This is a genomic window from Paenibacillus sp. WLX2291 (assembly GCF_046603665.1).
In the GTDB taxonomy this organism is placed as follows: domain Bacteria; phylum Bacillota; class Bacilli; order Paenibacillales; family Paenibacillaceae; genus Saccharibacillus.
Map to the genome: position 1 here is coordinate 2,884,695 of NZ_CP176755.1, position 25,791 is coordinate 2,910,485.

The 25,791-nt window shown below is 46.5% G+C and carries 16 protein-coding genes; 2 read left to right on the forward strand and 14 right to left on the reverse strand.

Annotation, left to right across the window (positions count from 1 at the left end; all coding sequences use genetic code 11):
- Positions 1 to 1,173 precede the first annotated feature (1,173 nt).
- The 9 genes from ACDE64_RS12285 to rhaD all read right to left on the reverse strand — a co-directional run bounded on the left by ACDE64_RS12285 (position 1,174) and on the right by rhaD (position 14,496).
- A complete protein-coding gene (locus ACDE64_RS12285) occupies positions 1,174 to 2,100 on the reverse strand; it encodes an alpha/beta hydrolase (protein WP_411346949.1) in 927 nt (308 codons plus the stop codon).
- A 318-nt stretch (positions 2,101 to 2,418) separates the two neighbouring features.
- Positions 2,419 to 2,658, reverse strand: coding sequence for a YkuS family protein (locus ACDE64_RS12290; protein WP_411342492.1), 240 nt, complete (start codon positions 2,656 to 2,658; stop codon positions 2,419 to 2,421).
- A 286-nt stretch (positions 2,659 to 2,944) separates the two neighbouring features.
- On the reverse strand, positions 2,945 to 4,087 hold the full coding sequence (locus tag ACDE64_RS12295; protein ID WP_411346950.1) for a 5-methyltetrahydropteroyltriglutamate--homocysteine S-methyltransferase: 1,143 nt from the start codon (positions 4,085 to 4,087) through the stop codon (positions 2,945 to 2,947).
- Positions 4,088 to 4,417: 330 nt separating this feature from the next.
- The gene (locus tag ACDE64_RS12300) at positions 4,418 to 5,539 is read right to left on the reverse strand and encodes a 5-methyltetrahydropteroyltriglutamate--homocysteine S-methyltransferase (RefSeq protein ID WP_411342494.1); all 1,122 of its coding nucleotides are present in this window, start codon (positions 5,537 to 5,539) and stop codon (positions 4,418 to 4,420) included.
- Between the two features lie 9 nt (positions 5,540 to 5,548).
- Positions 5,549 to 6,481 carry a LysR family transcriptional regulator gene (locus ACDE64_RS12305; protein WP_411342495.1) on the reverse strand — a complete coding sequence of 311 codons (933 nt, stop codon included), beginning with the start codon at positions 6,479 to 6,481 and terminating at the stop codon, positions 5,549 to 5,551.
- Positions 6,482 to 6,679: 198 nt separating this feature from the next.
- Positions 6,680 to 9,109: a putative bifunctional diguanylate cyclase/phosphodiesterase gene (locus ACDE64_RS12310; RefSeq protein ID WP_411346951.1), complete on the reverse strand. Its 2,430-nt coding sequence runs from the start codon at positions 9,107 to 9,109 to the stop codon at positions 6,680 to 6,682.
- A 104-nt stretch (positions 9,110 to 9,213) separates the two neighbouring features.
- On the reverse strand, positions 9,214 to 11,586 hold the full coding sequence (locus tag ACDE64_RS12315) for a putative bifunctional diguanylate cyclase/phosphodiesterase (protein ID WP_411346952.1): 2,373 nt from the start codon (positions 11,584 to 11,586) through the stop codon (positions 9,214 to 9,216).
- A 291-nt stretch (positions 11,587 to 11,877) separates the two neighbouring features.
- The gene (locus ACDE64_RS12320; RefSeq protein WP_411350286.1) at positions 11,878 to 13,410 is read right to left on the reverse strand and encodes an acyl-CoA synthetase; all 1,533 of its coding nucleotides are present in this window, start codon (positions 13,408 to 13,410) and stop codon (positions 11,878 to 11,880) included.
- 237 nt (positions 13,411 to 13,647) lie between these two features.
- On the reverse strand, positions 13,648 to 14,496 hold the full coding sequence (gene rhaD / locus ACDE64_RS12325) for a rhamnulose-1-phosphate aldolase (RefSeq protein ID WP_411346953.1): 849 nt from the start codon (positions 14,494 to 14,496) through the stop codon (positions 13,648 to 13,650).
- Positions 14,497 to 15,034: 538 nt separating this feature from the next.
- On the opposite strand from rhaD, the gene ACDE64_RS12330 reads away from it, so the two are divergent.
- On the forward strand, positions 15,035 to 16,270 hold the full coding sequence (locus ACDE64_RS12330) for a family 16 glycosylhydrolase (protein ID WP_411346954.1): 1,236 nt from the start codon (positions 15,035 to 15,037) through the stop codon (positions 16,268 to 16,270).
- Between the two features lie 60 nt (positions 16,271 to 16,330).
- Here the strand turns inward: ACDE64_RS12330 and ACDE64_RS12335 are convergent, their stop codons facing one another.
- Together ACDE64_RS12335 and ACDE64_RS12340 are read right to left on the reverse strand one after the other, a co-directional pair.
- Positions 16,331 to 17,671 carry an MFS transporter gene (locus ACDE64_RS12335; protein ID WP_411346955.1) on the reverse strand — a complete coding sequence of 447 codons (1,341 nt, stop codon included), beginning with the start codon at positions 17,669 to 17,671 and terminating at the stop codon, positions 16,331 to 16,333.
- A gap of 12 nt (positions 17,672 to 17,683) precedes the next feature.
- Positions 17,684 to 18,739: a quercetin 2,3-dioxygenase gene (locus ACDE64_RS12340; protein WP_411350287.1), complete on the reverse strand. Its 1,056-nt coding sequence runs from the start codon at positions 18,737 to 18,739 to the stop codon at positions 17,684 to 17,686.
- 148 nt (positions 18,740 to 18,887) lie between these two features.
- On the opposite strand from ACDE64_RS12340, the gene ACDE64_RS12345 reads away from it, so the two are divergent.
- Complete coding sequence (locus ACDE64_RS12345) at positions 18,888 to 19,811, forward strand: helix-turn-helix domain-containing protein (RefSeq protein ID WP_411346956.1); 924 nt, start codon at positions 18,888 to 18,890, stop codon at positions 19,809 to 19,811.
- A 246-nt stretch (positions 19,812 to 20,057) separates the two neighbouring features.
- On the opposite strand, the gene ACDE64_RS12350 is transcribed toward ACDE64_RS12345, so the two are convergent.
- The 3 genes from ACDE64_RS12350 to ACDE64_RS12360 all read right to left on the reverse strand — a co-directional run bounded on the left by ACDE64_RS12350 (position 20,058) and on the right by ACDE64_RS12360 (position 25,754).
- The gene (locus ACDE64_RS12350; protein ID WP_411346957.1) at positions 20,058 to 21,131 is read right to left on the reverse strand and encodes an SDR family oxidoreductase; all 1,074 of its coding nucleotides are present in this window, start codon (positions 21,129 to 21,131) and stop codon (positions 20,058 to 20,060) included.
- Between the two features lie 388 nt (positions 21,132 to 21,519).
- The gene (locus ACDE64_RS12355) at positions 21,520 to 23,496 is read right to left on the reverse strand and encodes an ATP-dependent DNA helicase (protein WP_411346958.1); all 1,977 of its coding nucleotides are present in this window, start codon (positions 23,494 to 23,496) and stop codon (positions 21,520 to 21,522) included.
- Positions 23,497 to 23,612: 116 nt separating this feature from the next.
- Positions 23,613 to 25,754: a glycosyl hydrolase 115 family protein gene (locus ACDE64_RS12360; RefSeq protein ID WP_411346959.1), complete on the reverse strand. Its 2,142-nt coding sequence runs from the start codon at positions 25,752 to 25,754 to the stop codon at positions 23,613 to 23,615.
- Between the last annotated feature and the right edge of the window lie 37 nt (positions 25,755 to 25,791).

The window sequence follows — 25,791 nt, forward strand, 5'->3', positions numbered from 1 at the left end:
TAGGAGGGGTTTATGATGTAGACATCACCAACATTAACGCTTCAACATACAGCATCACTGGCGTTGTTAGCGGTGATATCCACTCAATTCCTATCCTCAGGAAAGGAGAGACGTCCAATGGAGTAGGTTAGCGAACATACCGTTTCGACTGCAGAACAAACTGGCGTCCGTGAAAACGTCCATATTGCGCAGATTGAAGGTATGTGAAGACAACACGTATCCCATTTGACGACTGTAAGAGGAAGCTTTTTCAAGCAAGCATATTCTACTTGCAAGAAAGGAGCAGGATTCCGTTGGAAAAGGTTAGCGAAGCATACTGGCACAACTTCACGTAAGAAAAGTGTAGTGACAGCATTTTTCGTGACTTTGGAGTATGCGGGATGCAAAATGTGCATGATAAGTTGTATCGTTGATTCATGAATTTGAGAAAGTAGGTAAGGAATGAACTGTTTTCAAGCAAATGATATGAGTTGCTGAGAAGGGAGCAGGATTCCGATGCAATAACGTTAGCGAAGCATATTATAATCGACTGCACATAGAGAAATGTCCGTGAAAACATTTTTCGCAGATCGTGGATATGTGGGACATCACCTATGAATACGTTTCGTGTTTCGTAATAAATCAGTACGATTTCAGGAAAGTACAAGTATGTGAAGTACGTATTTCTCAAACTTCAGAAAGGCTGTGAACAGAGGAAAATGCTATTTTCGAGCAAGCTTACAACAACTTGTTAGGAAGGGAGCAGGATTCCAATGAAGCAGGTTAGCGATGCATACTAAGGCGTATTTCACGCTTGAAAGGTGCACGCGAAAGCATTTTTCGTGAAGACGTTGTATGCTGGAAATCATCCCATATGTAGCGACATGGATGGTGAATAGGGAAATGTGCGGACCCATTATTCAATCGATCTTGGATTGAATAACATAAATTGCCAACAGGCCAGTAGAAAATGGCTGCGGCAATCAAGTAAACAATCGCTAAACGATTGTCTGCGACTGCAGAGCATCGACGATCGGCAAGCATGGACGGCGAAAGTAACCATGTCAGGCATGTGGATTGTGTATATGTATAGGAGGAACGTTTAAAATTGAATATTGCTGTTAACGATTAAACCCCCACAGTCTTGTTGATTCAAGGATGTGGGGGATTTCATTTTGTCCAATGGTATGAAATTCAGGATAATAATATATGGCGAATCTTCTCCCCCGCCTCTTGCAGCACTTCGCCGGAACGATCGAATTGCAGCATGGACAGGAAACCGTGAATCATCCCCTCTTCATTCTGATACTCTACTGTATTGCCTGCTTGTTGTAGACTATCGGCATATTGTGCTCCATCATCTCGCAAAGGATCGTATTGAGCAGTAATGATGATCGCTGGTGGCAATCCGCTTAGATCAGAATACAGCAATGGTGAAGCATACGGCTGATCTTGATTTTCGCCCTTGCTAAAATAACTTTGCCGGAACCATGTCATCGTCTCTGCGGTTAACATATATCCTTGCCCATTCTCGCGGTAAGAATCGGTGTTTTCCCCTTTGCCAGTCGATGGATAGATGAGTAGTTGCCCTTTGATGGACGGTGCTCCCTTGTCTTTGGCGATCAGGCAAACGACGGCAGCTAGATTCCCACCTGCACTATCACCAGCAACAGCGATGGCTTGCTTGTCTACTCCCCACTCTGCTGCATGTTCTGCAATATAACATAGAGCATTATACGCATCCCACACAGCTGCTGGATACGGATTCTCCGGTGCCAGTCGATATTCAACAGCGATAACTACGGCACCGGCTGCCACACTCAAACGGCGGCATAATTCATCGTGGGAATCCAGACTTCCCAATACCCAGCCACCTCCATGGTAAAAGACAATCGCTGGATGGATCGGCTGCTCATATGGTGTGTATTTGCGAACGTTTATTGTACGATCAGCGAGTTCCATCTGTATATCAGTTACTTCATGAACAGGTGTACTCTGGCGCTGCTCTGCCATTTCCCCTTCCATGCTGCGGATTAATTTGGGATCAATCGTATGCAGTGGCGGAATCGGCATTTTGTTAAATGTATCGAGAAATTCTTGTACCTGCGGATCAAGTGGCATAAGATCAAGCTCCTTTTTCCAAATTATAAATTGTGTGAATGGGATGATAGTAAACTCGGATACATAGAAATGGTACTGCCTGACTTTACTTTAGCGTATTGACATAGACAAAAGCAATTTGTGCAGAGCCGAAGCTCACTTATACTTAGAACACTGTATTGAACTGCAACTAGATGGATACGCGACGGAATAGCACAAGACAGAATGAATACATATAACAGATAAAAAGCCGCATTCCTTTGTATGGAAATACGGCTTTTCTCATTAGGTTGTTGTTCTCTTGATGTTATTCTGTTGATGTTATGAGTCTCTGTTCATTTATTGCAGCTTTTGCAGATGATCTTCAACACGGCTGACCACTTCATCAATGGATTGACCATCAATGCTGATCACCGGGAAATCGTACAGATCGTTATCACCATCGTTAATTGCACGCACAACGCCCAGATCGTAACCTTTTACTTCCTGGTCGCTTTCTACCAGATCTACCTGGTGTCCTTTCGCGACAAGTGCTTCTTTTACGTCATCAAAAGGTTTTTCTACTGCAATTTTAGCCATGGGAATAACCTCCTTTAAAATGTAAGCATGGATGCACAGGTCATTATATATCAAGCCATTATAGGTAATGATGAAATGACAGGTCATGTATGCTTTTCTATTACAGTGCTTCCCCATAATCAGCCATATTGAAACGTTAATTATATCATTTTATACATAAAGTTCGCTTATTCCTATGTTGCGGTTACGTTGGAGATACTTGAAGTGTGGGATATTTTGCAGCATGTAAAAGAAAATAGGATGTCTCTGTATACAGAGACATCCTCCTTCTCATATTGCTACGCTGTTAGGAATGCCAGACTTCGTCAGCAATTTCCTTGATAAATCGTAGCTTGTCCCATTGCTGCTGCTCGGTGAGAATATTGCCTTCCTCGGTGGAAGCAAAGCCGCACTGTGGGCTAAGGCAAATCTGGTTAATGTTCAGAAATTCGGTCGCTTCTTCAATCCGCTTTAAGATCGTTTCTTTATTTTCCAGCTCGCCGATTTTGGAACTGAACAGACCGAGTACAACTTGCTTGTTGGCTGGTACATGCCGCAGTGGTGAGAAGTCACCCGCGCGATCAGTATCAAATTCCAGATAGAATGCATCTACATTTACAGTTCCGAACAGTACTTCGGCAATCGGCTCATAGCCGCCGCTACCTGCCCATGTAGACTTGAAGTTACCACGACATACGTGCATTGTGATGGTCAGATCTTCCGGCAGATCCTTGATTGCTTCGTTATTCAGATGCGCATACAGCTTGGCAACAACCGCTGTATCAATGCCTTGCGCTTCGGTAAATTTCGTATCACACAGCATGCCCCATGTGCAATCGTCCAATTGCAAATTGCGGCAGCCTGCTTCATAAAATGCCAGAATCGCATCACGATACGCTTTGGCAACGTCGGCAACCAGTTCATTGTTATCGCTATACACTTTCGCAAGTTCAGCGCGGTTCTCTTCATTGCGATTCAGTTCCAAGAATAGCTGCGCTGGAGAAGGAATCGTCTGACGAGCAATTACATCGTCGCCAGCTACACGTTTCAGGAATTTGAAATCATCAAGATGCGGGTGATTGGCGTATTTGATTTTGCCAGATGCGTATGCCGTTTCAGCGCGCGTCTCTACGCCATGGAACAGATAGCCTTCGCCCAATACTTTTTTCGTTACACCTTCAAAGCCCCAGAAGAAATCGAGATGCCACCAAGAGCGACGGAATTCACCATCGGTTACAGCTTTCAGACCGACTTCTTTTTGCTTTTGAACCAGCTTGGTGATTTCTTCATCTTCGATGCTGCGAAGTTGCTCGGCGGTAATTTCGTTATTTTGAAACTGCGTGCGCGCTTCTTTCAGGTTTGCCGGACGCAGGAAACTGCCTACGATGTCATTGCGAAACGGAACATTTTTGCGTTGAACGGCTTGCTCATTGTTGAATACGATACTCATGATATTACCTCCTCGTTACCCTCATTTGCGTTGGATTTACTATAGCACGGAGGTAGCGCTTCGGCATAAGTTCAAAAAGCTATGACCTATTATAAATTAAAACTATAGCGGTTTAGCTTCAGGCTATAGCGGCAATAGTGGTTGTTTGGCGCAGCAACAAAAAAAAAGAAACAATAAAAAGACTCCCGAATGAATCGAGAGTCTGGATCATGTACATGTAGCAGTGAAATTATAAGCTGAGGCAATTCAAGCATATCATTCAAATGAGACTACAACTTTAAAAAGACAATGCAAATCCCCACAAATGTTGTAGATTTATCACCTTACTGCTTATACCGAATTGCCATTCCAAACTTCGTTTGCTGTCTCGCGCACTAAGCGGATTTTGTTCCACTGTTCTTCCTCGGTCAGCATATTGCCTTCCTCTGTCGAAGCAAAGCCGCATTGTGTGCTCAGACACAGTTTATCAAGATCAATATACTGCGTCGCTTCAGCGATTCGCTCCTTCAGCACGTCTTTACTTTCCAATCCGCCATGCTTGGTCGTGACCAATCCGAGCACAACATATTGGTCTTTGACATAGCGAAGCGGCTGGAAGTCGCCTGATCGTTCATTGTCGTATTCCAGAAAAAAGGCGTCAACTTCCGCATTGGCGAATAGTTCCTCTGCTACCGGTTCATATCCACCAGCTGCAAACCACGTCGAACGGAAATTACCGCGACAGACGTGCAGCGCAATCACCATATCATCTGGACGACCAGCAATACTTTCATTGATCAATCGCACATAATCACGCGCCAGCTGATCTGGGTCTTGACCGCGATTACGAATCAGCATCCGGTGACGACTGCTGCACAGCGTACCCCATGTCGTATCATCCAGTTGCAAGTATCGACAACCAGCATCATAAAATGCCTGAATCGCTTCTCGATACACCGCGATAATATCCTGATTCAGCTCCTCTGGATCGTTATACACATCATTGCCGTTATAACTTTCCACAAAATGAAAGAGCGCGGGCGATGGAATCGTCATCTTCGCCATCCGATCACCCGCAAGATCCCGCAAATAACGAAAATGCTCGACCATGTGATGATCGCCAAAGGAAATCCGATCCACAATACGGAAGCTCTCCGCCCGGTTGCGATTATCGATCCCCGCCGTCGGCAATCCGATCTTCTCTGTCCCCTGTACCCCGCTAAAAAAGTCCAAGTGCCACCAGCCACGACGGAATTCACCATCTGTCACTGTCTGCAAGCCCATTTCCTTTTGCTTGGCAACCAGCAGCGCGATCTCCTCGTCCTCGATCACTTTCAACTGAGCCGCCGTCATCTCGCCACTTTCAAATTGAAATCGTGCCTCCCGCAGCTGTTCTGGACGCAGATAACTGCCTACAATATCACAGCGGAATGGAGGATGATTTCGACGCGTACCTGTCATTGGAATTGGCATATGCTCCCCCTATAATAAAAATTGATTCATATTCAGATAACTGTTGGATACCAGATCATTTAAAATATCAATATATCGCGAAGCAATCTCGCTCGGCTTACGATCCTTATGCGCAATCCAGCCCACTGTAAAATCCTCATTCGTCTGTAATGGAACCGACATCAATTGCTCATAATTAAACTGTGACACGAGAATGCCCGTACCAATCGTATACCCGTCTGTCCCTGCCAGCAGATTGGCTAGCGTCGCCCGGTCATTCACCTTGATGCTCTTGCCTACCGTCGAGAAGCTGACCATCTCCTCCGAGAAATGAAGCGAATTGTTCGCTCCTTGATCAAACGTAATATACGGATAATTCGCCACATCCTGAGTCGTGACATACTCTTTCTGCGCAAGCGGATGACCGGCACGGATGAAGATATGTGGGCTTGTATTAAACAACGGTGTAAACATCAGATTGCCATCGCTGAACAATTTGTTCATGACTTTGAAGTTACGTTCGTTAATATACAAGATGCCGATATCGCTACGCAATGTTTTGACATCCTCGATAATATTGTATGTTTGGGTCTCGCGTAGATGCAGATTATACTCGCTAATGTCACTCTGATCCATCAATTTCACAAATGCATCTGCGACAAACGCATAGTGTTGCGTCGATACGGAGAAGTGAGTCAGATTACGCTTGCTGCCATGATAACGGTTCTCGATCAGTTCCGCCTGCTCAATAATCTGGCGCGCATATCCGAGAAATTCCATCCCTTCTACCGAAATGCTAATCCCCCGGTTCGTCCGGTCGAAGATTGAAATGCCCAGCTCGTTTTCCAATTCCTTGATCGCATTGGATAGGCTCGGCTGGGAAATAAATAACCGCTTGGCGGCTTCGTTCATCGAGCCGCAATTTGCAATCTCGATCGCATAGCGGAGCTGTTGCAGTGTCATGCCGTTCCCCCTTTGACTGTATGACTGTAGATCCGCCGCTGTACGTCCGGGGCGGATCTGTCTATCTTTACACGGAGTTATCGTAGCACAGATAGCTATCGGAATCCAAGAGCCTTCACTAGAAAGCCAACAAATGAACAAAACAAATGCAAAAAAAGACTGCCCGGTTATGACCGAACAATCTTTTCGTATCTAGCGTTATTGCCCAGCAATCCGAATATCCTCGACGACCTCAAGTCGCTTCAATTCCAGCGCCCGGTCATCAACCCACTTCTTGAAATCTGCCGTCTTCATCGGTCGACTATAATAATACCCCTGAATATAATGACAACCGAGCTGTAGCAACTGATGCACATGCTGCTGAGTTTCTACACCTTCGGCAAGCACCTTCATGCCGAGCTGTTCAGCCAGTTCCAGTACGGAGCGTACGACCGCTTCGTTCCGCGGATTGCGATCAATATCGTATACGAGGGAACGATCGATTTTGATAAAATGAAACGGGAAGCTGGTCACTGTACGCATCGACGAATACCCCGTACCAAAATCATCAACAGCCAGCGTTACGCCCATTTTGACAATCTCATTACATAGTGCCATAATCTGCTCATCTTCACGGATTGCAGCACTTTCCGTAAATTCCAGACAAAGCATCTGCGGAGGCAAGCCGGTCTGTTTCAGTACCGTTTCTACTTTGTGGGCAAAATATGGATCAGTCAATTGGCTGGCAGATACGTTAACTGACATCTGCATATCGGTAAAGTACCCTTCATTCATCCAGCGCACTGCCTGTTCTGCTGCTTCCTGCATCACCCATTCGCCGATCAATCGGATCATACCGCTCTGCTCGGCAATCGGGATGAAGTCCTGTGGCGAGACAAATCCTAATTCCGCAGAATGCCAGCGCAGCAACGCTTCAGCACCAATCATATTGCCTGTCTCACTATCCACCTGCGGCTGATAAACAAGCGAAAACTCCTCATTTTCCAGCGCCGTTTCCAAACCTTGCTGCATCATCAGATACTGTTCCGCTGTGCTTTTCAGTGTCTCGTTAAACAATTGATACTGATTACGTCCCATTTGCTTGGCAGCATACATCGCCGTATCTGCATTGCGTAACAGAGTTTCCGGGTCGCCGCCATCCAGAGGTGCGGTACAGACGCCGATACTGCATGATACGTGGTAATACTTTTCCCGCAATGCAATCTGTTTGGCAAATCCGCGCAGAATATGGCTTGCCATCTCCGCAGGCGCATCCGGATCTTCATCGGTTGGCAACTCAACGAGCAGTGAAAATTCATCCCCGCCCATACGTGCCACAAGACTATTTTCCGGAGCATGCTGACGAATCAGTCGCGCCACATTGATCAGTAGCAGATCGCCTGCCGAATGTCCCATCGTATCATTAATCCATTTGAAATGATCCAGATCCATCTGCATGACGACTACACGATGATTGTATATACGTGAGCGTTCCAAGGCTTCTTCTAGACGCAAGTTGAATTGGTATCGATTCGCAAGACCAGTTAGGGAATCGGTATAGGCAAGCTCGAGCAGACGCGCTTCGTCTTTTTGCTGTTGCGTAATATCCCGAATGAGCAAGTAGCAATGCACTTCGCCTTCCATTTCCAGAAAATCACTATTCACTTCTACCGTATACTGAACACCCTTGCGGTTAATGATCTGAATCTGCATATTTTGCGGCAGTGACTTTTGCAAAAAGCCCTGCTCAAACAAATACATATATCGAACTTTGCTGTCTTCTGAAAACAATTCAAAGATATCGATATCGCGTTGTTCATCGTCTTCGCCCGCCAGTTCGCGGAATGCCGGATTGCTCTCTACAGCGATTCCGGCTGCATTAACGAGTGCGATCCCCCCACTAGATAGGGAAAAGATTAGCTTGTACCGCTGCTCTGCCGCTGCCAGAAATTCATACTTGTTCATAGCAACACGTAATGTACAGGCAAGGATCAATCCAGCATACGAAGGCAGGTTGTTAAGCGGAACGATTGGATTTTCGGGCAACACATTGCCCAGCAAAAAGGCAACAATCAGCCAGATCGAAGCGACAATCCCGCCGCGAACCATCGTCAGCATCATCTGCTGCTCACGTAAGTAGGCACGATTAAGCTTTAATTTGCGATAACCAAAAATAATAGTCATCAGCAAATAAGCTAATGAATAACAAGCAATGACCATAAACATCGTATCAAAACTAACACTATGCAATTCCACGCGCCAGTAATCGCCTTGGATGAGACTGACATGGAAAACATCCGGTTCCAAGAACATCAAAACAATGCCGCTGAGAGGCACTACCGCTACCATATGCAGTAAGATTCCTGATATTTTGATGCGGCTTAAAATTGTGAAAAAGTAAATCAATAACGTGAGTTCAGTAAAACTTAATACATATGCTGTGATCGGATTGATCTGACTGGCAATCGGAAATTCTAACGATTGTGTCAGAAAATCGCTCAAGAAAATCAAGGCGAGAAGAACAATCAACACCATAGTCAGCCGATGTAACGGATGATTCGGGTGACGAAGCAATATCTCAATAGCCAGAAATCCCAGCAGTATAAACGGAATAAATGAAAGAATCAAAGACATCAAAAATACGTACATACGCTTTTTCCTCCAGACAGAAGGTAAACCACTTAACTTATTATCGAAAGATCAGGCGTAAATTGTTAGGTTTTTGTTCCTTTGGAGTTGGCTGGAAACGACTGTCAACCTGAGATGAGCCATTGACGCAATTCATCTGCACTCATCGGGCGTGCATAATAATATCCTTGCACATAATGACAACCAAGTTGCTTCAGCAATTCAACCTGTCGTACCGTCTCAACGCCTTCCGCTAGCACACTCATATTAAGCTGCTCTGCCAGCTCTAGTACTGAGCGTACAACCGCTTCATTGCGCGGATTACGATCAATATCGAACACGAGCGAGCGGTCGATTTTGATACATTCAAATGGAATGCTGGTGACGGTGCGCAGCGATGAATACCCGGTGCCGAAGTCATCGACTGACAGTGAACTGCCCATGGTAATAACATTTTCACATATAGTATGAATGTGTTCGCTCTCACGAATCGCCACGCTCTCTGTAAATTCCAAACAAAACAATTGCGGCGGTAACGTAGTTTGCTCCAGTACATGCCGCATTTTCACAATAAATTGCGGATCATTGAGTTGACTGGCAGATACGTTGACTGACATTTTCAACTTACCTGTACCATCCCTCTCCCATGCCGCCGCCTGACGTGCCGCTTCTTTCATAACCCATTCGCCGATCGGACGAATCAGACCGTTCTGTTCTGCAATTGGAATGAATTCCTGCGGTGATACCGTGCCGAGCGTAGCAGAGTTCCAGCGGAGCAATGCTTCTACCCCAACAGTACGGTCGGTACGGATATCAACCTGAGGCTGATAGACGAGCGAGAACTCGTTATACTTCAGTGCTGCTTCCAATCCGCGCTGTAGCTGCATCAATCGTTCCGCGGAATTTTTTAATTGCTCGTTAAAGATTTGATACTGATTACGACCTAGCTTCTTGGCATGATACATCGCAATATCCGCATGACTGAGCAGCATTTCCGGTGTATCCCGTTCATTCTCGGAAATGTAAATTCCAATGCTACAGGATACATCGTAATATTTCTCCTTCAAATTCACTTCTCGGTGGAATCCTGACAAAATACGATTGGCGATCTCAGTCGCTTCCTGCTGCAATTGATCTGACGTCAGTACGGAAAGCAGTGCAAATTCGTCGCCACCCATACGCGCAACCAGACTTGTTTCTGGAATATGCCGACGGATTAAACCGGCAATATGAACGAGCAATTGATCGCCAGCAGAATGTCCCATCGTATCGTTAATCCATTTAAAATGATCGACATCCATCTGCATCACAGCCAGATGAGTACCATCTGCACGGCATTGTTTTAGCATCTGCTCAATATACAGACTGAATTGATAACGGTTGGCAAGCCCAGTTAACGAATCGGTATATGCTAGCTCCAGCAGTCGCTGTTGATCCTTTTGCTCTTTGGTAATATCGCGAATCATGGCATAGCAGTACAATTCGCCTTCGATTTCTAAAAAGTCACTATTCACTTCAATCGTTAGCGAATCTCCAAGGAAGTTGATAACGGGTAATTGTATTCCTTGTGGCATTCGGCGTTCGCTATAGCCCTTTTTTTGCATATTGATAATGTCTTCACGCTGCTCCTCTGGATACAGTTGAAGCACACTCACATCGTTCCGATCAGCAGCTACGCCCATGATCGTACGAAACGCAGGATTCATCTCAATCGCAATCCCACGGGAATTAATCAATGCAATCCCATGTGTGGACAGCGTAAATAGCAGCTTATAACGCTGCACTTCCCCAATCAAAAATTGATGCTTACTCATCGACAGTTGTAGGGTATAAGCCAGAATGAGTCCAGCATATGTAGGCAGACTGTCAATAGGTACATACGGGTTATCCCGCAACCACTCGCTAATGACAAAGCTCGTTAACAACCATACAACCGCATAGAAGCTCCCCCGGATAATGGTAAGCATCATGCGTTGTTCATGTTGATAGATACGTTTACTCTTTAATTTACGATACCCAAACCACATAATTAGTAGTAAATAGATCATCGTATAACAGGAAATGACTATGACCAGATATTGAAAGCCAATGCTCTGTACTTCAACCCGCCAATATCGTCCCTGAGCAACGGTAATACTGAAAACAGATGGTATACACTCCATCAGCACAATGCCGCATAAGGGGATAGCCGCCGCTGTATGCAGCACAAAACCGGGTAACGTTACCCGACTCAATTTGGTGAAAAAATAAATCAACAATGCCATCGCGCCAAAGCTAAAAATGTACGTTCCCCGAATCGTGATCTGCCTGGCAATATGATGATCCAACACTTGGGTTAAAAAATCCGACAAAAAAATTAGCGCAATTGCACTAATTAACAACATCGTCAGCCGGTGTAAAGCATGATCCGGATGTCGCCACAGAATCTTCAATGCCAAAAGACCAAGGGCTACAAAAGGAACAAAAGAGATAAAAAATGCAATCACAAATACATACATACTGTCGCCCTCCAGCTGAAATCAAAAAGCGTCCTATCTTACATATCGAAACGAAGCGTTCAAAAAGTTATATCTAATAGGCTTAATTAGTATATTTTTGTCGATATTTGTATCATTTTGGGCTGATAGGTAGTAATTCGGATGCAAAAAAGCGTGGCTGACGGCACTATACCGTTCAACCACGCTCTCCCATACATCAGAATGCAGATGACAATGATGATCAACAACTACATTTTTCACGCATGATCTTGACCTTGATATTTGCTTTGAATCGTATCTGTAACGTAGTAATTATTGCTGTTTATGCTCCTGATCGCGCAGCTCGACACGGCGAATTTTGCCGGAGCTGGTTTTGGGCAGATCGCTGACAAATTCGATTTTACGCGGATATTTGTAAGGGGCTGTCCACTCTTTGACATGGCTTTGTAGCTCACGTATTAATTCGGGTGAACCTTCCACTCCGTCGCGCAGTACGATGAATGCTTTGACAATATGACCACGAATCTCGTCTGGGCTGGCAACGGCTGCACATTCCTTCACCGCCTGATGCTTCATCAGCGCCTCTTCCACTTCAAATGGTCCAATCGTATAACCGGAGCTGATAATAATATCGTCGCCACGGCCTTCAAACCAGAAATACCCTTCTTCATCACGACGTGCACGGTCGCCAGTCACAAAGTAATCACCATTTACACTTTGCTGCTTGCGCTGTGGATCAAGGTAATACGTTTGAAACAATGCTGGCATATCATTACGTACGGCAATATCGCCCACTTCGCCAACTGGCAGCGGTTGACCATGCTCATCAATAATCTCAACAAGTCCCGGCGAAATGGATTGTCCCATCGCACCAAGGCGCACGGGCGCGCCCGTCAGATTGCCGATCAGCAACGTGCTCTCGGTCTGACCGTAGCCATCGCGAATCGTAATATCAAAATGACGACGGAACGTATGAATGACTTCTTCGTTCAGCGGCTCACCAGCGGAAACAGCACTGCGCAGCGCGGACAGATCATAATTGCCCAGCCCTTCCGTTTTTGCCATCAAACGATATTCGGTTGGTGTACAGCATAGCACGTTGACACCATGCTGCTGCAATAGCTGCAAGTATTTATGCGGTTGAAATGGTCCATTGTATACTAGCCCAGTTGCACCCCAGCCGAGTACGGATAGGAATGGACTCCAGATCCATTTTTGCCAGCCCGGTGCGGCGGTTGCCCAGACGGTATCTTGTTCACGAATATCGAGCCACGGGCGGGTAATGCGCAGATGAGCATAGCCCCAGCCGTGACTGTGTACAACGCCTTTGGGATTGCCGGTTGTGCCGGACGTATACGCCAAAATCGCCATATCGTCACGATGGGTATCAACGGCGGTGAATTGCTCAGATTGTTCATTCATCAATCCGCGCAGATCCAACCAGTTAGCGGGTAATTCGCGATCATCCGCAGCAACCGAGATTTTCCAAGCCCATTCCGGCAGATGATCGTCGATCTTATCCACTTCTGCCGTTACGCTTGACCAGGCAATAACGGCGCGTGCTTGCGAATGATGCAAACGATACGCCAGATCTTTGGCGCGTAGCATTTCGGAAGATGGAATGATGACGATGCCACTTTTCAGACAAGCGAGATAGATAATATAGGCAATAATCTGTCTTGGTACCATGACCAGCACCTTGTCGCCGCGCTTCAATCCAAGCTCTTGCATACCGTTAGCGAGCTGATTCGCTTGTTCTAGCAGATTGCCATACGTAATCTCTGCTTGCTCACCAGCTTCATTCAGCCATTTCAATGCGAGCTTGGCAGGGTTATGTTTTTCCATTTCCGACGTGATATTGTATCGTTCCGGTGCGATCCAATCCTGTTGATTCAATGTGATGACCCCTTTATGCTATATAATATGAAATGTAGTTCGTAAGCTTCCATACAGTATAGCACGTCCTAGTACCAGGTTCTAATACTAATTTAACATTTCAAGGTTCTTTCACAACATGAATGTCGTTCACAGGATCGTCGGAATGGATTGAAACGATGCGATTCTATTGTTAGTATTCTATCATTACAACTCCAAAATACCAGCACGCGGCGTAACGCCAAATGCTTGTGCGAGATCTATCAGCTCCTGCTGTGTAATTTTCTGACGGATCGGTAGATGAGCGATTAGCATATAAATTTGGGCGGCTTTCTCAATCGTTTCGATCAGACCAAATGCCTCGTCAATACAACCCCCTGTTCCAAAAATACCATGTTGCGGCCAAATGACAGCGCGGTGTTCTCTCATCTTATCCGCAGTAGCACGACCGATCTGACTCGATCCAGGCACCATCCACGGAATGATACCAATCCCGTCAGGAAATACGACCACGCACTCGGTACACATTTCCCACAGTGTACGGGTAAACGCACGTTCATCCAGATCATGGACAAAGGTCATCGCCAGAGTATGTGTCGCATGATTGTGAATGACAACGCGGTGCTGCGGATCAACCCGCAACCGCTCTATATGACTCATAAAATGCGCGGGCAGCTCACTCGTCGGTACCGCTCCATTCTCCAATCCCCATAACACTTCCAACTGTTCTCCATCTGCCGATACGCGCAATACGCCAAGATTACCTGCCGGATCATCCAGTACATTTTTAAAATATTTGCCCGAACCTGTCACGATAAAGTAACGTCCAGCCAGCTCATGCACTGGAAATGCTGGTTGCAGCGTACGTTTCACGTCCTGAATATCGATATAGGCAGCGACTTCCTGCTCATCCAGAATGCAACTGACATTGCCACCATTGCGCTCATCCCAGCCGGATTTCCACATACATTGTGTAATCTTCGCCATTTCATGAACGAAAGGAATGTCCAGCGAATGGTGCTGTGTTACATATTCATTGACAGGTAAGGTACTCATGATTATCACTCCTGAATGTAATTTTTTTCACAAGAATAGATAAGACGTAACGAAACTGGCTTAGGCGTAGAACTGACGAAACGTATGAAGCATCAACTGAGCTTCACGAGCTTGATGATCGTTAATAGGCTTTTGTATGTGTTTATCATACTCCCTTTATTATGTACAGTCAACACAAAACAAACATATTCAAAAATAAATAAACATTTATTTTCTGTTTGTGTCTGAAAATTCACTTGTATTACTTATATTGCTTGTATTACTTACATCGTAGCTTGTAGTCCGCTTTACTCACTTAACTTTATTCACTTAGCTTAATTTCTCATTTTCTCATTTCATATACTTTAGCCCGACTATTCCAACCGAATATCATATTAAGGAAATTTGCATAAACAAGTATTTTTGTAAGCGTTTTTATATTACACTGAACTGGAATAAATTTCTTATTTTGTATGGCACAATTCAAAGTATTCTATGCTTATTGGCTGAATGGAAATTTGCTTTGCCAACCTTATGTTGAAAAGGAGTGTATTTACGCATGAAAGGCAAAAAGACAGGCTTAACGTTACTTTCCCTCATCTGTTCGGCAACACTAGTTATTCCATGGAGTGCAAGCTCCTCCACAGCTTCTGCTTCATCATCCAGTCCATGGGTGCAAATCTGGGCAGACGATTTTAACGGAGCCAATGGTACCGGCGTCGATACGTCCAAGTGGAATCAGGAAATTGGCAACAACGGCGGTTGGGGTAATAACGAGCTGGAATATTATACGAATAGTACGAAAAATGCATATATGGACAATGGCAATCTGGTTATTCAAGCAAATAAAGAAAATATGCAGGGCTATCAGTACACCTCTGCTCGCCTAACTACCGCAAATAAATTCAATGTCAAATACGGTAAAATCGAGATCCGTGCCAAAGTTCCATACGGTAAAGGCATTTGGCCTGCTGCATGGATGCTAGGCAGCGATATTGGCAGCAATCCGTGGCCAGGCAGTGGTGAGATCGACATTATGGAATATGTAGGGCCTGTCGCTCCGAACACCGTATATGGTACGATTCACGGACCCGGCTACTCGGGAGCCAATGGACTCTCTGCCGGCTATACGATTGGCGAGCGTTTTAGCAATGCTTTTCATACGTATACAGTCGAATGGGAACCGGCAGTGATTCGCTGGTATGTAGATGGCAATCTGTATCATACCCGCACACCAGTCGATGCAGGCGATAACACATGGGCGTTTGACAAACCGTTCTTCCTGCTGCTCAATCTGGCAGTCGGTGGCAATTGGCCGGGCAACCCGGATGCTAACACAACCTTCCCGCAAAAATATCAGGTCGATTATGTGCATGTATTCCAACGTCAAAATGGTTATAACATCGTAGCCCTCAAAGCAGGTGCTAACAACAAATACGTCTCTGCCGAAAACTATGGCAATGGCGCGCTGATTGCTCGTTCAGATACCGTAAGCACATGGGAACGCTTTGAGCAGATCGATCTGGGCAATAACCGCATTGCCCTACGCTCGATGATTAACGGCAAATATGTGACCGCTGACAATAACGGCACCAGCCCACTCATTGCTAACAAAACAGCAATCGGGACATGGGAAACGTTTGAGCTAGGAACGACCGCAGATGGCAAACGAACGTTGAAGTCACTTGCGAATAATATGTATGTAACCGCCGAGAACGGCGGCAGCGGATCATTGATCGCTAACCGTAGCAGCGTCGGCGGTGCGTGGGAATCGTTTGAGCTGGTGAAGCAGTAACTACGTATATCAAAAAACAGGAAAGCCCAAGGCTCTCCTGTTTTTTTACTGTCATCAATGCTATCTCTGACTCTCTCCACGTCGCAATAACGAGAATCCACCAGCGAATACAACGCCAATCCAAATTGCGAATACAAGAAAAATCATGCTAAACACGCTTCCCTGCTGCATTCCGAATACACTACTCGGCGACCAGCCACTATAGCCCTGATCCAGCAGCAAGCCAAGCACCGTCGTGCCCACCGCTCCACAAATAAAGCTCAGCATCATATACATCCCCATGCCAACACCAACCTGTGAACCAGTTAATGTGCGCGATACCGCATTGGCAATCCCTACCTGTGCAAAAGTCAGTCCCGTATTACCCAGCACTAGCAGCACCATAATGACCAGATAGTAGCTGCCAGTGAACAGTGATAACAATCCATACGTTACCAATTGTAGCGTAAACGCAATGCCCAGCAAAAAGGAATTCCCCCGACGATCGGCAAGTCGACCACCAATAATGCCGAAGATTGCCGCTACCAGCGCACCGGGGAACATCACCAGACCGATCTGGAAGGAACTTAATCCATTCACACTACTCAGCAGTTGCGGAATGAGATAGGGAACACACAGATTGAACACTAGTACCAGACAGGCGATGATGAGTGTCATCGTATAATTCCGATTAGCAAAAATAGCAGGATCGACGAATGGTGCTTCTCCCCTTTTCCGCACAATATGCCAGACAAATGCAGCCAATAGCACAATAGTCAGCAAACCGAGCAATATACTTTTGTTCGTAATCGCCAGCAATAGCAGTGTTACACTCAATGCCAGCAGCACACCGCCCAGCAGATCGATCCGTGTCGCTTGCGTCTCATCACGATTCAGATATTTACGAAAAAATGGGATCGTGATTAGCGATAGCAAGCTAATCGCAAATAGATACCGCCAATCAGCAAAGCTTGTCACCAGACCACCGATAATCGGACCGAGTGCTGTACCCAGTGCCATACCAGACGAGGTAATACCGAGTGCTCGTCCGCGTTGCCTCGCATCCACATAGCGGATCGGAATTACCATCGATGAAGCGGGAATTACCGAAGCCCCTGCCGATTGCAGCACTCGCCCTGCAACAACCATGGCATAATTTTGCGATAGAAAGCCTAGCAGTGATCCTGCGGCAAAGACAAGCAGTCCGAAGGTAAGCAGATTTTTTAATTGATAGCGGTCAGCCAGCTTGCCATAGGTAACAGAGCCAATCGCATAGATGATAATATAGCCGGTCACGACCCAGCTTACCTGTGAGCTGGTCAGTTGGAATTCGGTTCGCAGTGCAGGCAACGCTACATTGAACATCGTCGAATTCATAACCGACAGAATCATGGCAAATGCCAGAATGTAGATGATTTTCATGTCATTGTTCCTTTAGTTGGATTGATGATAATTCGGTGGTGCGACGACTTTCAGATCAAGCTTGTCCATATTCGCCATCACTCGATCCATCCGAACGGCACCTGCCTCATTTGGGAACATATGATGCTCATATTCATCGCCCAATAGACGGAAAAACGGCTCAAACAATCCGCTAACTAGCAAGCCGACCACCTGTGTAAAATGATCATCCAGTCGGTAGGAATGCACCGTACCAGCAGGTACATGCAGAAAATCCCCTGGGAACAGCTGCACCTCCTGATCATTTGCCCACATCGTCATTTTGCCGCGAGTACAGAAGAATGTCTCTGTATGATGCTCATGATAATGCGAGACGATCTCGTCGCCTTTTGGTCCATCGCTGGCAACGACGATATACTCGCCACCGGTCGTTTGCTGAGTAGCAAGCAGACGATGCAGCTGATCTCCCGTCAACAGTCGAATGCCTTCTCCACTTTCCAACACATAACTGGTTACTTCGTTTGGCACATGATTATTCTGTACTAGAGAATAGGACGGAAATTCGTTGTTTGTGGCAATAGAATCATTACTTTTATCGAATACGATATCTGCTTGCTGCTCTGCCTGACGAAGCTGCTGCTCCTCATACGTATGCTGACTTACTGGCGGATACTCGATATACGGATGGTGCTCGCCAAGGATCGGATAGATTGCCGTAATATCTCCGTTGATGGAATATGAAATAAAATTGTTGCGATGTCCGATCATACGATATGCATGCTCCGTACCGGGCGCGATATGCGCATAATCGCCGGGCAATAGCAAATGACTTTGACCATCTAGCAGCAGTTGCAATCGTCCCTCCAATACATAAATGGATTCAAAGGTGCTCTCATGTCGATGTAGCGGGAAGCTCTGCCCCTTTGCTCCGCCGATTACGGCTGCTGCGAAGATGCCGCCTGTACTTTGTTCATTCGCAATAATGGTTGCCACCTGATTGCCGAACAGATAACGTTCGCCTTCTCCACGTCGCAGCAGATACGGCATTTTCTCCTTTGGTAAATGGGTTGTTAGTGTAGATGTTGTCATCATTTGCCTCCTTGAAAAAGTGATTGGCAGTGCTGTTATAGTAGCGATGCCCAAACAATTACTTTCTCATTGTAGCCAACAGTGCAAATTTGAAATATAGTTAAAGGCGACGCATATATGGGCAATTACGACATAGGAGCGATAGAGAATGAACAGTCATAGAATATCGTACACCCGACATCCATTTGAACAAAATAATCCGCTAGCTTTTATTAAGATTGATGTGGATCATTCGTATCAGCAGCATGCGCATGATTTTTATGAATTGATGTATATTTCTGAAGGGAAAGGGATTCTCTTTATAGAGCGGCAATCGCTGCACGTATCGGAAGGAGATTTATTTTTCATTCCACCGGGTACGCCGCATATGCTGCAACGGCAGGATCAGGATGCTACATCCGCTCCGCTGCAAATGCTGAATTGTCTGCTGCTGCCGGAAGTGCTAGCACCGCAGTGTCAAGAGGGACAACCTGCGTGGGATCTGGAATTTGAGCAGATCGCTGCCTTTTTCCGGCAATCAACGTCATGGCTTGGTTATCGGGAGCAGCAACATGAATTTGCTCGCATTATGTATGGCATGCATGTAAATCAGCAGCATATGCCGCCCGGGTATCGGCACAAGCAGTATATTTTGCTATTGGATCTGCTGCATACGTTATATGTTCAGCATCAATTCAGCTATCCGGCGGTGCAAGCAAAGGTAGATCATCCGGCTGAATTTGCGATCAGTTATATCGAAACGCATTATCGTGATCCACTGCGGTTGGATGCGCTGTGTAGCTGGATCGGCGTTAGTCCGCGTCATTTGCAGCGGCTTATTAAACAAGCTACAGGTCAGACATTTGTACAATTGTTGCAAAATGTGAGGGTGCTGCACAGTTGCGAGCTGTTGCTGGAAACAGATTGGAGTGTACAGATGGTCGCGGCGGAAGTGGGGATTCAGGACATGAAGTATTTTTACCGGATCTTCAAGCAGCATTGCGGACTTACGCCTTCGCGGTTTCGAGCGGAGCGCGCTTCTAGAGAAAAGCATACAGGGGTGACTCAGGATGCTTCTATGAGGGATGATTAAAGTAGCAAAATGATCAACATAGCAAGATGATCGCAGCAGTCAGATCATCACAGTAACAAGGTAATTACAGCAATAAGGTAATTCAGCAGTATAACAAAAAACCGGAGGTCTATGTCCTCCGGCTTCCTTATATAGCTGCATCGATGCACAGTTGAATCAGTCAACACGGACGATTCAATGTGCGTGCGATACGAATTACATAAGATACAACGTGCACAATATATAACACTTTACGAGTCTATACACTTATTGCGGTGCATCGTGATCAATCGTTTCCAGTGGCAGACGCACTTCAGTTGTACTACAGCTATCGCATTTGTTTTTCGCTACTGCAAAAGCAATCGTTGCTAGACCTGCTAACGCTAATGTGGTGAGCACCGGATGGCGACTTGCCTCTACATACAGACTGCCTTTGCGCACTGCGCTTGGACTGCTGCCACGTTCATGCAAACCATACCCCGGTTGATGCAATCCGCTCTGATCGGATGGAGCTGCCGGTTGCGGTTTGGATTGTCCACGGAAGCTGAGCGCATCGAATACGTTGTCCGCAAGCTGAGGTAATGTACCGCCTAATACGGAACCTACTTTTGCTTGTGAACCGACGAACATGTCGCGCTTCGGATGTTCAGCAGCGTATAGAATGGCCCGTGCCACTGCTTCTGGTGGATAGACGACACCGCGCTGTGCAGGTTGTTTCTCCAAATAGTTCTGTGCATGATCATTGTGCGGCGTGTCGATTTTGCCCGGATGAATCAAGGTAACAGAAACCGGCGCTTTGGACTTCTCCAGCTCTATACGCAGATTGTCCGTCCAGCCATGTACTGCATGCTTGGCAGACGAATACGTCGGTTGCAGATCACTGCTATGATCGCCCAGCAGACTGCCGATATTGATCAGCGCTCCCGGTACGCCCCGCTCGGTGAAATGCTGCACTGCTACTCTGGAGCCATACACTACGCCCCAGTATACGGTATCAAACAAACGCTTCATATCGTCCACGCTCACATCGGTTGTTTTACCGAAGATCGATACGCCTGCATTGTTAATCCATGTATCAAACCGTCCAAAGGTACGGATCGCTGTATCGGCAATACGTTGTACGTCCTCTTCCTTACCCACATCGGCAGTTACCCATGTTGCCGGATAGCCTTTGCCGCGTAGCTCTGCCGCCAATTGAATGATCGCTTCCTCATTGCGTGCAGCGACAACCACTTTTGCGCCTTTGGCTGCTGCCATTCTAGCCGTAACCAGACCTATTCCACTTGATGCACCGGTGATTACGATTACCTGATCTTTTAGTTTTTTGAGTGATATTGCCATGATGGTGATCCCTCCTTGAAATAGTCTCATCAACAATTTACCCGCAGATTCTGTCTACCAATCCTGATGACAACGGGTGATTCATTCCAGCCAAGGGGTCATAACGGCAAATCGGCTTTCGGAATATACACCGCTCTGCCTGTTGTTATGCCTGCCGGGTCCCTGCCAGCATTCTATCGTAGATGTACTGGCTGATATGTTTTTATTATGACAGGTCTGCGATAGAGAATCCACTTTTCGCAACGATAAAAAAGGATTCCGCCCGGTCATAGACCAAATTACGGAATCCTTGATATTTTATACCATAAGGTTGAAAAGGTGTGGTCTGTCTCGACAATGAGATATCACGTTTGATCCATCGTCAGACGCGGTTACACAACCGTATTCATTACGGAAGCAATTGCTGCACAGCTTGCCGCACATCGTCGCGCAGCAGTTCATGACCGAAGATCGACACATGTCCGCGATCCCCGCTAGAACGGATCAACCGACCAATTCCTTGACGTAAGCGCAGCAGCATATACGGCATATCCACTTCATGAAACGGATCATCCGACTCACGGCGACGTGCTGTGAATACCGGATCATTGGGCGGAAATGGCAGCGACCAGATGATCACACGCGACAACGAAGGTCCGGGTATGTCCAATCCTTCCCATAATGTCACAGCGCATAATACACTGCTCTCTTCCTGCTGGAACGTGGAGATCAGATGACTGATCTCTGCCGTACCTTCATAGAGCATTCGGTAAGGTAATGATGCACCACTTGCTTCTACAGCGGTACGGAATGCACTCAGTTCCTGCATGGACGAGAACAATACTAACGAACGTCCGCCGGTGTCTGCTATCAGGGACAGTACTTTTTCCGTCTGAAGGATCGACAGCTCTGCATCATTCGCTGTTGATATCGAAGACAGAGAACGAGATGACACAGCGGAACTCATCAGAACTTTGTCATCGAACAACTCCGCCTTCATCTGCTCCTCATAATCGTAAGGAGATGCGACAGAAAAGGATTGATACTCCTGTATGCCCAGATTGTCGGCGATATAATCAAAGGAGCCTTCAACCGACAAGGTAGCAGACGAGAAAATAACCGGCATTTTGCGACCGAACACCATCTCTGCGAGTACTTCTTTTACCTTCTTCGGCATAATAACCAGTGTCAGATCATCGCCTTCGCCATCCACCCAAGAGATCAGCTGATCTTGCTGACGGCACAGACCGAGAGCGAGCTGAATCATCTCCAGATGCTCTTCCACAATCTTCATCTGGTATTCGTCTAGTGTGAACAATCCACTCTCAAATACCAGTTCTTCCTCGATCACATCAATATGATGCTTAACCCGATTGATCTGCGTCAGCAAGGCATCATTCCAGTCAATATCGCGACGATTCGAACCCGGCACCGGACGGCTGTGTAATGCTAGTAGCTCGAACAGCAGATCACTCTCTGCAATTACTTCTTCTACCGCTACTGCCAGCGTTTCGCGAACCTCGCCTTCCAGCAGACGGGTAACAATGCTCTCAAATAGCGCTTGCTTGAGCTTATACGTCAGCGCATTTTGCGCAGCCGTTTCCAGTAAATGCCCTTCGTCAAATACAACCGAACTGTGCTCCGGCAGCAGCGGCAATTGACCTTCACGTTTGCGACCTTCATACGTCCACACATGCTCCATATAAAAGTCATGCGAACAGATGATAATATCCGCCGCTTTGCGATAATGATCGCGCGATAGTGTTTGACCACAGCGATGGCGCTGCGAGCATACTAGACAATCCTGAAATACGTCCCAGCCAATTCGATTCCACTGTGCATCATCCAGCTCAGAATAATCTTTGCGATTGCCATACGGATAAAAGCGTTGCAGCGTATCCGTATAATGTACAAACTCCGGCAGATCGGTATAAATATCACGATACAGATCATCCGCCAGCGGCTCTGCCCGCACAGCATCCAGCTTGTTCAGACAAATGTACTGATCCGGCGATTTGCCCAGACGTGCATCGACATTCAGTCCTAGATACTGTGCCAGCTTGTTAATATCGCCCTCTGGCTTCACCAGCTGTTCAATCAGCGATTCATCTGCACAGGCAATGATCGCCGGCTTGCGTGTATACCTTGCATATGCAATGGCGTATAGCAGGTACACTAACGTTTTGCCCGTTCCGACACCTGCTTCGGCGAACATCGTTTTCTTTTCGGCATATGCCTTTTCCAGCTGAAACGCCATATAAATCTGCTCGTCACGCAGCTCCAGACCAGCTTCTGGCAAAATATCATAAAATACATCGGCAATCCATTCGCCTGCTTGCTGCATAAATGGACGCTTCGAATCAAATGTAAAAGGATAAGTACTCAATCCGTTAGTTCCCCCACCCGCTTAAAAGTACAAGCCAAAAACCGCTGTATTGGACCCAGCTTTGGCTTGAATAGCATCATTTCATTATAACGGATAAGGTGGGGGTAAGGGAATCTTTATTTATATTTTATCTGCTGAATCTGTGCATCCAAATATTCCTTTAACCGATGCGCCAGTTCATCGTCCGCTAGCGGATTGCGATGTGTATTTTCCAAATAAATATGCTTTTCCGTTTCCGGCATTAGATACTGCTTGTACCATGTGAACAGATCCGGTCCATCATCCATGATGCGTACATACCGACGTAGTGCGTCCACATGCTCCAATGTATTGCGAATATTGGTCAGCCAATCCGCCCGGTAAAAGTTCTGCCAACGCCCCTGCGCCGCTAAATCCAGCGCCTGTTGCCCTTGTTCATATGCCCATAGCGCCTGTGAAATCTGGACAAATGCTCGTGCATGTTCGCCGCTACGATAATCACGGTATGCCGCGCATAACAACAGCAAACCACGGCAGCCACTCTCATGCAGCTGCACCTGAACGCCGAATTGGCGATACAGCCGCTGTGCATCTATAGGCTGCAATTGTGCTGCCACCTGTGCTGTATCCGTTTGCAGCTGCTGCCAGCGAGGCAGTGCCTTTTCCATTAACGATTGAATCATCTTCAATTGCGCCGGAAATGGCAAATGACCTGTCAGCCAGTACAATCCACGATCTCCGATATGCTGCTGCTTCATCCAGTGACCGATCAGACGGCGTCCAACATGATGATACAATTCTTCGCCAGCGCGATCATCCTCATGCGGTCCATACACAATGGTGCATTGCGCATACTGTTGATAGAGAGCAACAATTTGGCGATGCAGGTCATCATCGATTTGTGGATATAGACGATGAATCCATTGCTCCTGTTGTTTTGTAGCATCGATATATCCTGTCTGCCATTTCGCAGCAATCAGATCAAGAAACGGTAGATGCTGCAAAATATTGCCGCAGTTGATCAGCCAATACCGATCAGCACCAGCCTGTAGCACATCATCTAGCTCACGGTTCATCAATGCAGACGACGATGGAAACATCGTCAGATGATTGGACGCCTGCAAATCATGAAAAGTCACATGATAGTAAATGCCATGAGGTCCGTGATCATCAACTTGCGGCAAAGCAGAGACGCGCACATTATGATTGCCATGTCGACGCGATACCATTTTCCCATAGCCGTTATCCGCCCATATCTTGATCACACCATCTGGCAATTGCAAATGACCATCTCGATACAACTCGGCAAGCTCACCATACAATGCGATACAGCATACCGGCTGCTGTACAACATCTGCAATCATCTCATATTGCTTGCGCAGCACATTGGAGATCACTGTACCGCGACTGGATGGCGTATCAAATTGAGGGTCATCTTCCCAGAACGGCTTATCTCCTTGTCCGCGAAATGATAATACCCAAACGATCTTCTCGTCTTGTTGACGCTCAATCGCCTGCCGCCATAACTGTTCAAACTGCTGTGGATACTGTTCGTATGAAGGCGTTAGCTCTGGAAACGCACGGGCAAACATCTCCGCTCCCAGTGGCTCAGCATGATGATGCGTTACCCATAAGCCCATATCGACAGCGAGTCGATGATGAATCCCTTCACGCGGAAGATCTGTGCCGGGAATGACCATATTCCCACCGCAGCGCAGCAATGCTTCGAATACCGGTTGCCATACATCTTCTCCCGGTGGATAAACATCTGTCCAGCCGATCAGACAGACTTCATCATTCACAAACCAGCCCCGATAACGGACAGCAAACGGCTGTGAAACATACGGCAATTCCGCGATATATACCTGCTCACGCCGCACCGGAGCTAGCTCCGCCCAGAACCAGAACGGATCAACACCAAGCACATATCGGCTATAATGCAGCAATCCATAGATGATGCCCAGCTCATCTCTACCGACGATATCCAATACCCCTTGTGCACCTATACGATGAACGAACATTTCCGGTTCTCTTGGCAGTAGGGGATCGTTTGCTATCTCCTCCATAAGCAGTATACGAATATGATGAATCTGATCCTCCTGTACATCAGTTTGCTGCTCATACTCTACACTATCATTTGCATCAAAAACCTTTATATTAGGTTGCTCGCCAAATACAGCCTCATGATCGCGATAGATCATACGTAGCACATAACGAATCGGCGTAGTGATCTGCTCTGGCTCAATATATGTCACCTGTTTATCAATGGACCATGACATAAGTAATCACCTTCCCCATTCAATTGTAAACGCTATC

Excerpts from the sequence above, each read along its gene's own strand:
- ACDE64_RS12350 (WP_411346957.1), bottom strand. The coding sequence starts at position 21,131 with ATGGCAATATCACTCAAAAAACTAAAAGATCAGGTAATCGTAATCACC.
- ACDE64_RS12290 (WP_411342492.1), bottom strand. The coding sequence starts at position 2,658 with ATGGCTAAAATTGCAGTAGAAAAACCTTTTGATGACGTAAAAGAAGCA.
- ACDE64_RS12295 (WP_411346950.1), bottom strand. The coding sequence starts at position 4,087 with ATGAGTATCGTATTCAACAATGAGCAAGCCGTTCAACGCAAAAATGTT.
- ACDE64_RS12360 (WP_411346959.1), bottom strand. The coding sequence starts at position 25,754 with ATGTCATGGTCCATTGATAAACAGGTGACATATATTGAGCCAGAGCAG.
- ACDE64_RS12315 (WP_411346952.1), bottom strand. The coding sequence starts at position 11,586 with ATGTATGTATTTGTGATTGCATTTTTTATCTCTTTTGTTCCTTTTGTA.
- ACDE64_RS12340 (WP_411350287.1), bottom strand. The coding sequence starts at position 18,739 with ATGACAACATCTACACTAACAACCCATTTACCAAAGGAGAAAATGCCG.
- ACDE64_RS12335 (WP_411346955.1), bottom strand. The coding sequence starts at position 17,671 with ATGAAAATCATCTACATTCTGGCATTTGCCATGATTCTGTCGGTTATG.
- ACDE64_RS12345 (WP_411346956.1), top strand. The coding sequence starts at position 18,888 with ATGAACAGTCATAGAATATCGTACACCCGACATCCATTTGAACAAAAT.
- ACDE64_RS12310 (WP_411346951.1), bottom strand. The coding sequence starts at position 9,109 with ATGTACGTATTTTTGATGTCTTTGATTCTTTCATTTATTCCGTTTATA.
- rhaD (WP_411346953.1), bottom strand. The coding sequence starts at position 14,496 with ATGAGTACCTTACCTGTCAATGAATATGTAACACAGCACCATTCGCTG.
- ACDE64_RS12300 (WP_411342494.1), bottom strand. The coding sequence starts at position 5,539 with ATGCCAATTCCAATGACAGGTACGCGTCGAAATCATCCTCCATTCCGC.
- ACDE64_RS12285 (WP_411346949.1), bottom strand. The coding sequence starts at position 2,100 with ATGCCACTTGATCCGCAGGTACAAGAATTTCTCGATACATTTAACAAA.
- ACDE64_RS12305 (WP_411342495.1), bottom strand. The coding sequence starts at position 6,481 with ATGACACTGCAACAGCTCCGCTATGCGATCGAGATTGCAAATTGCGGC.
- ACDE64_RS12330 (WP_411346954.1), top strand. The coding sequence starts at position 15,035 with ATGAAAGGCAAAAAGACAGGCTTAACGTTACTTTCCCTCATCTGTTCG.
- ACDE64_RS12320 (WP_411350286.1), bottom strand. The coding sequence starts at position 13,410 with ATGGAAAAACATAACCCTGCCAAGCTCGCATTGAAATGGCTGAATGAA.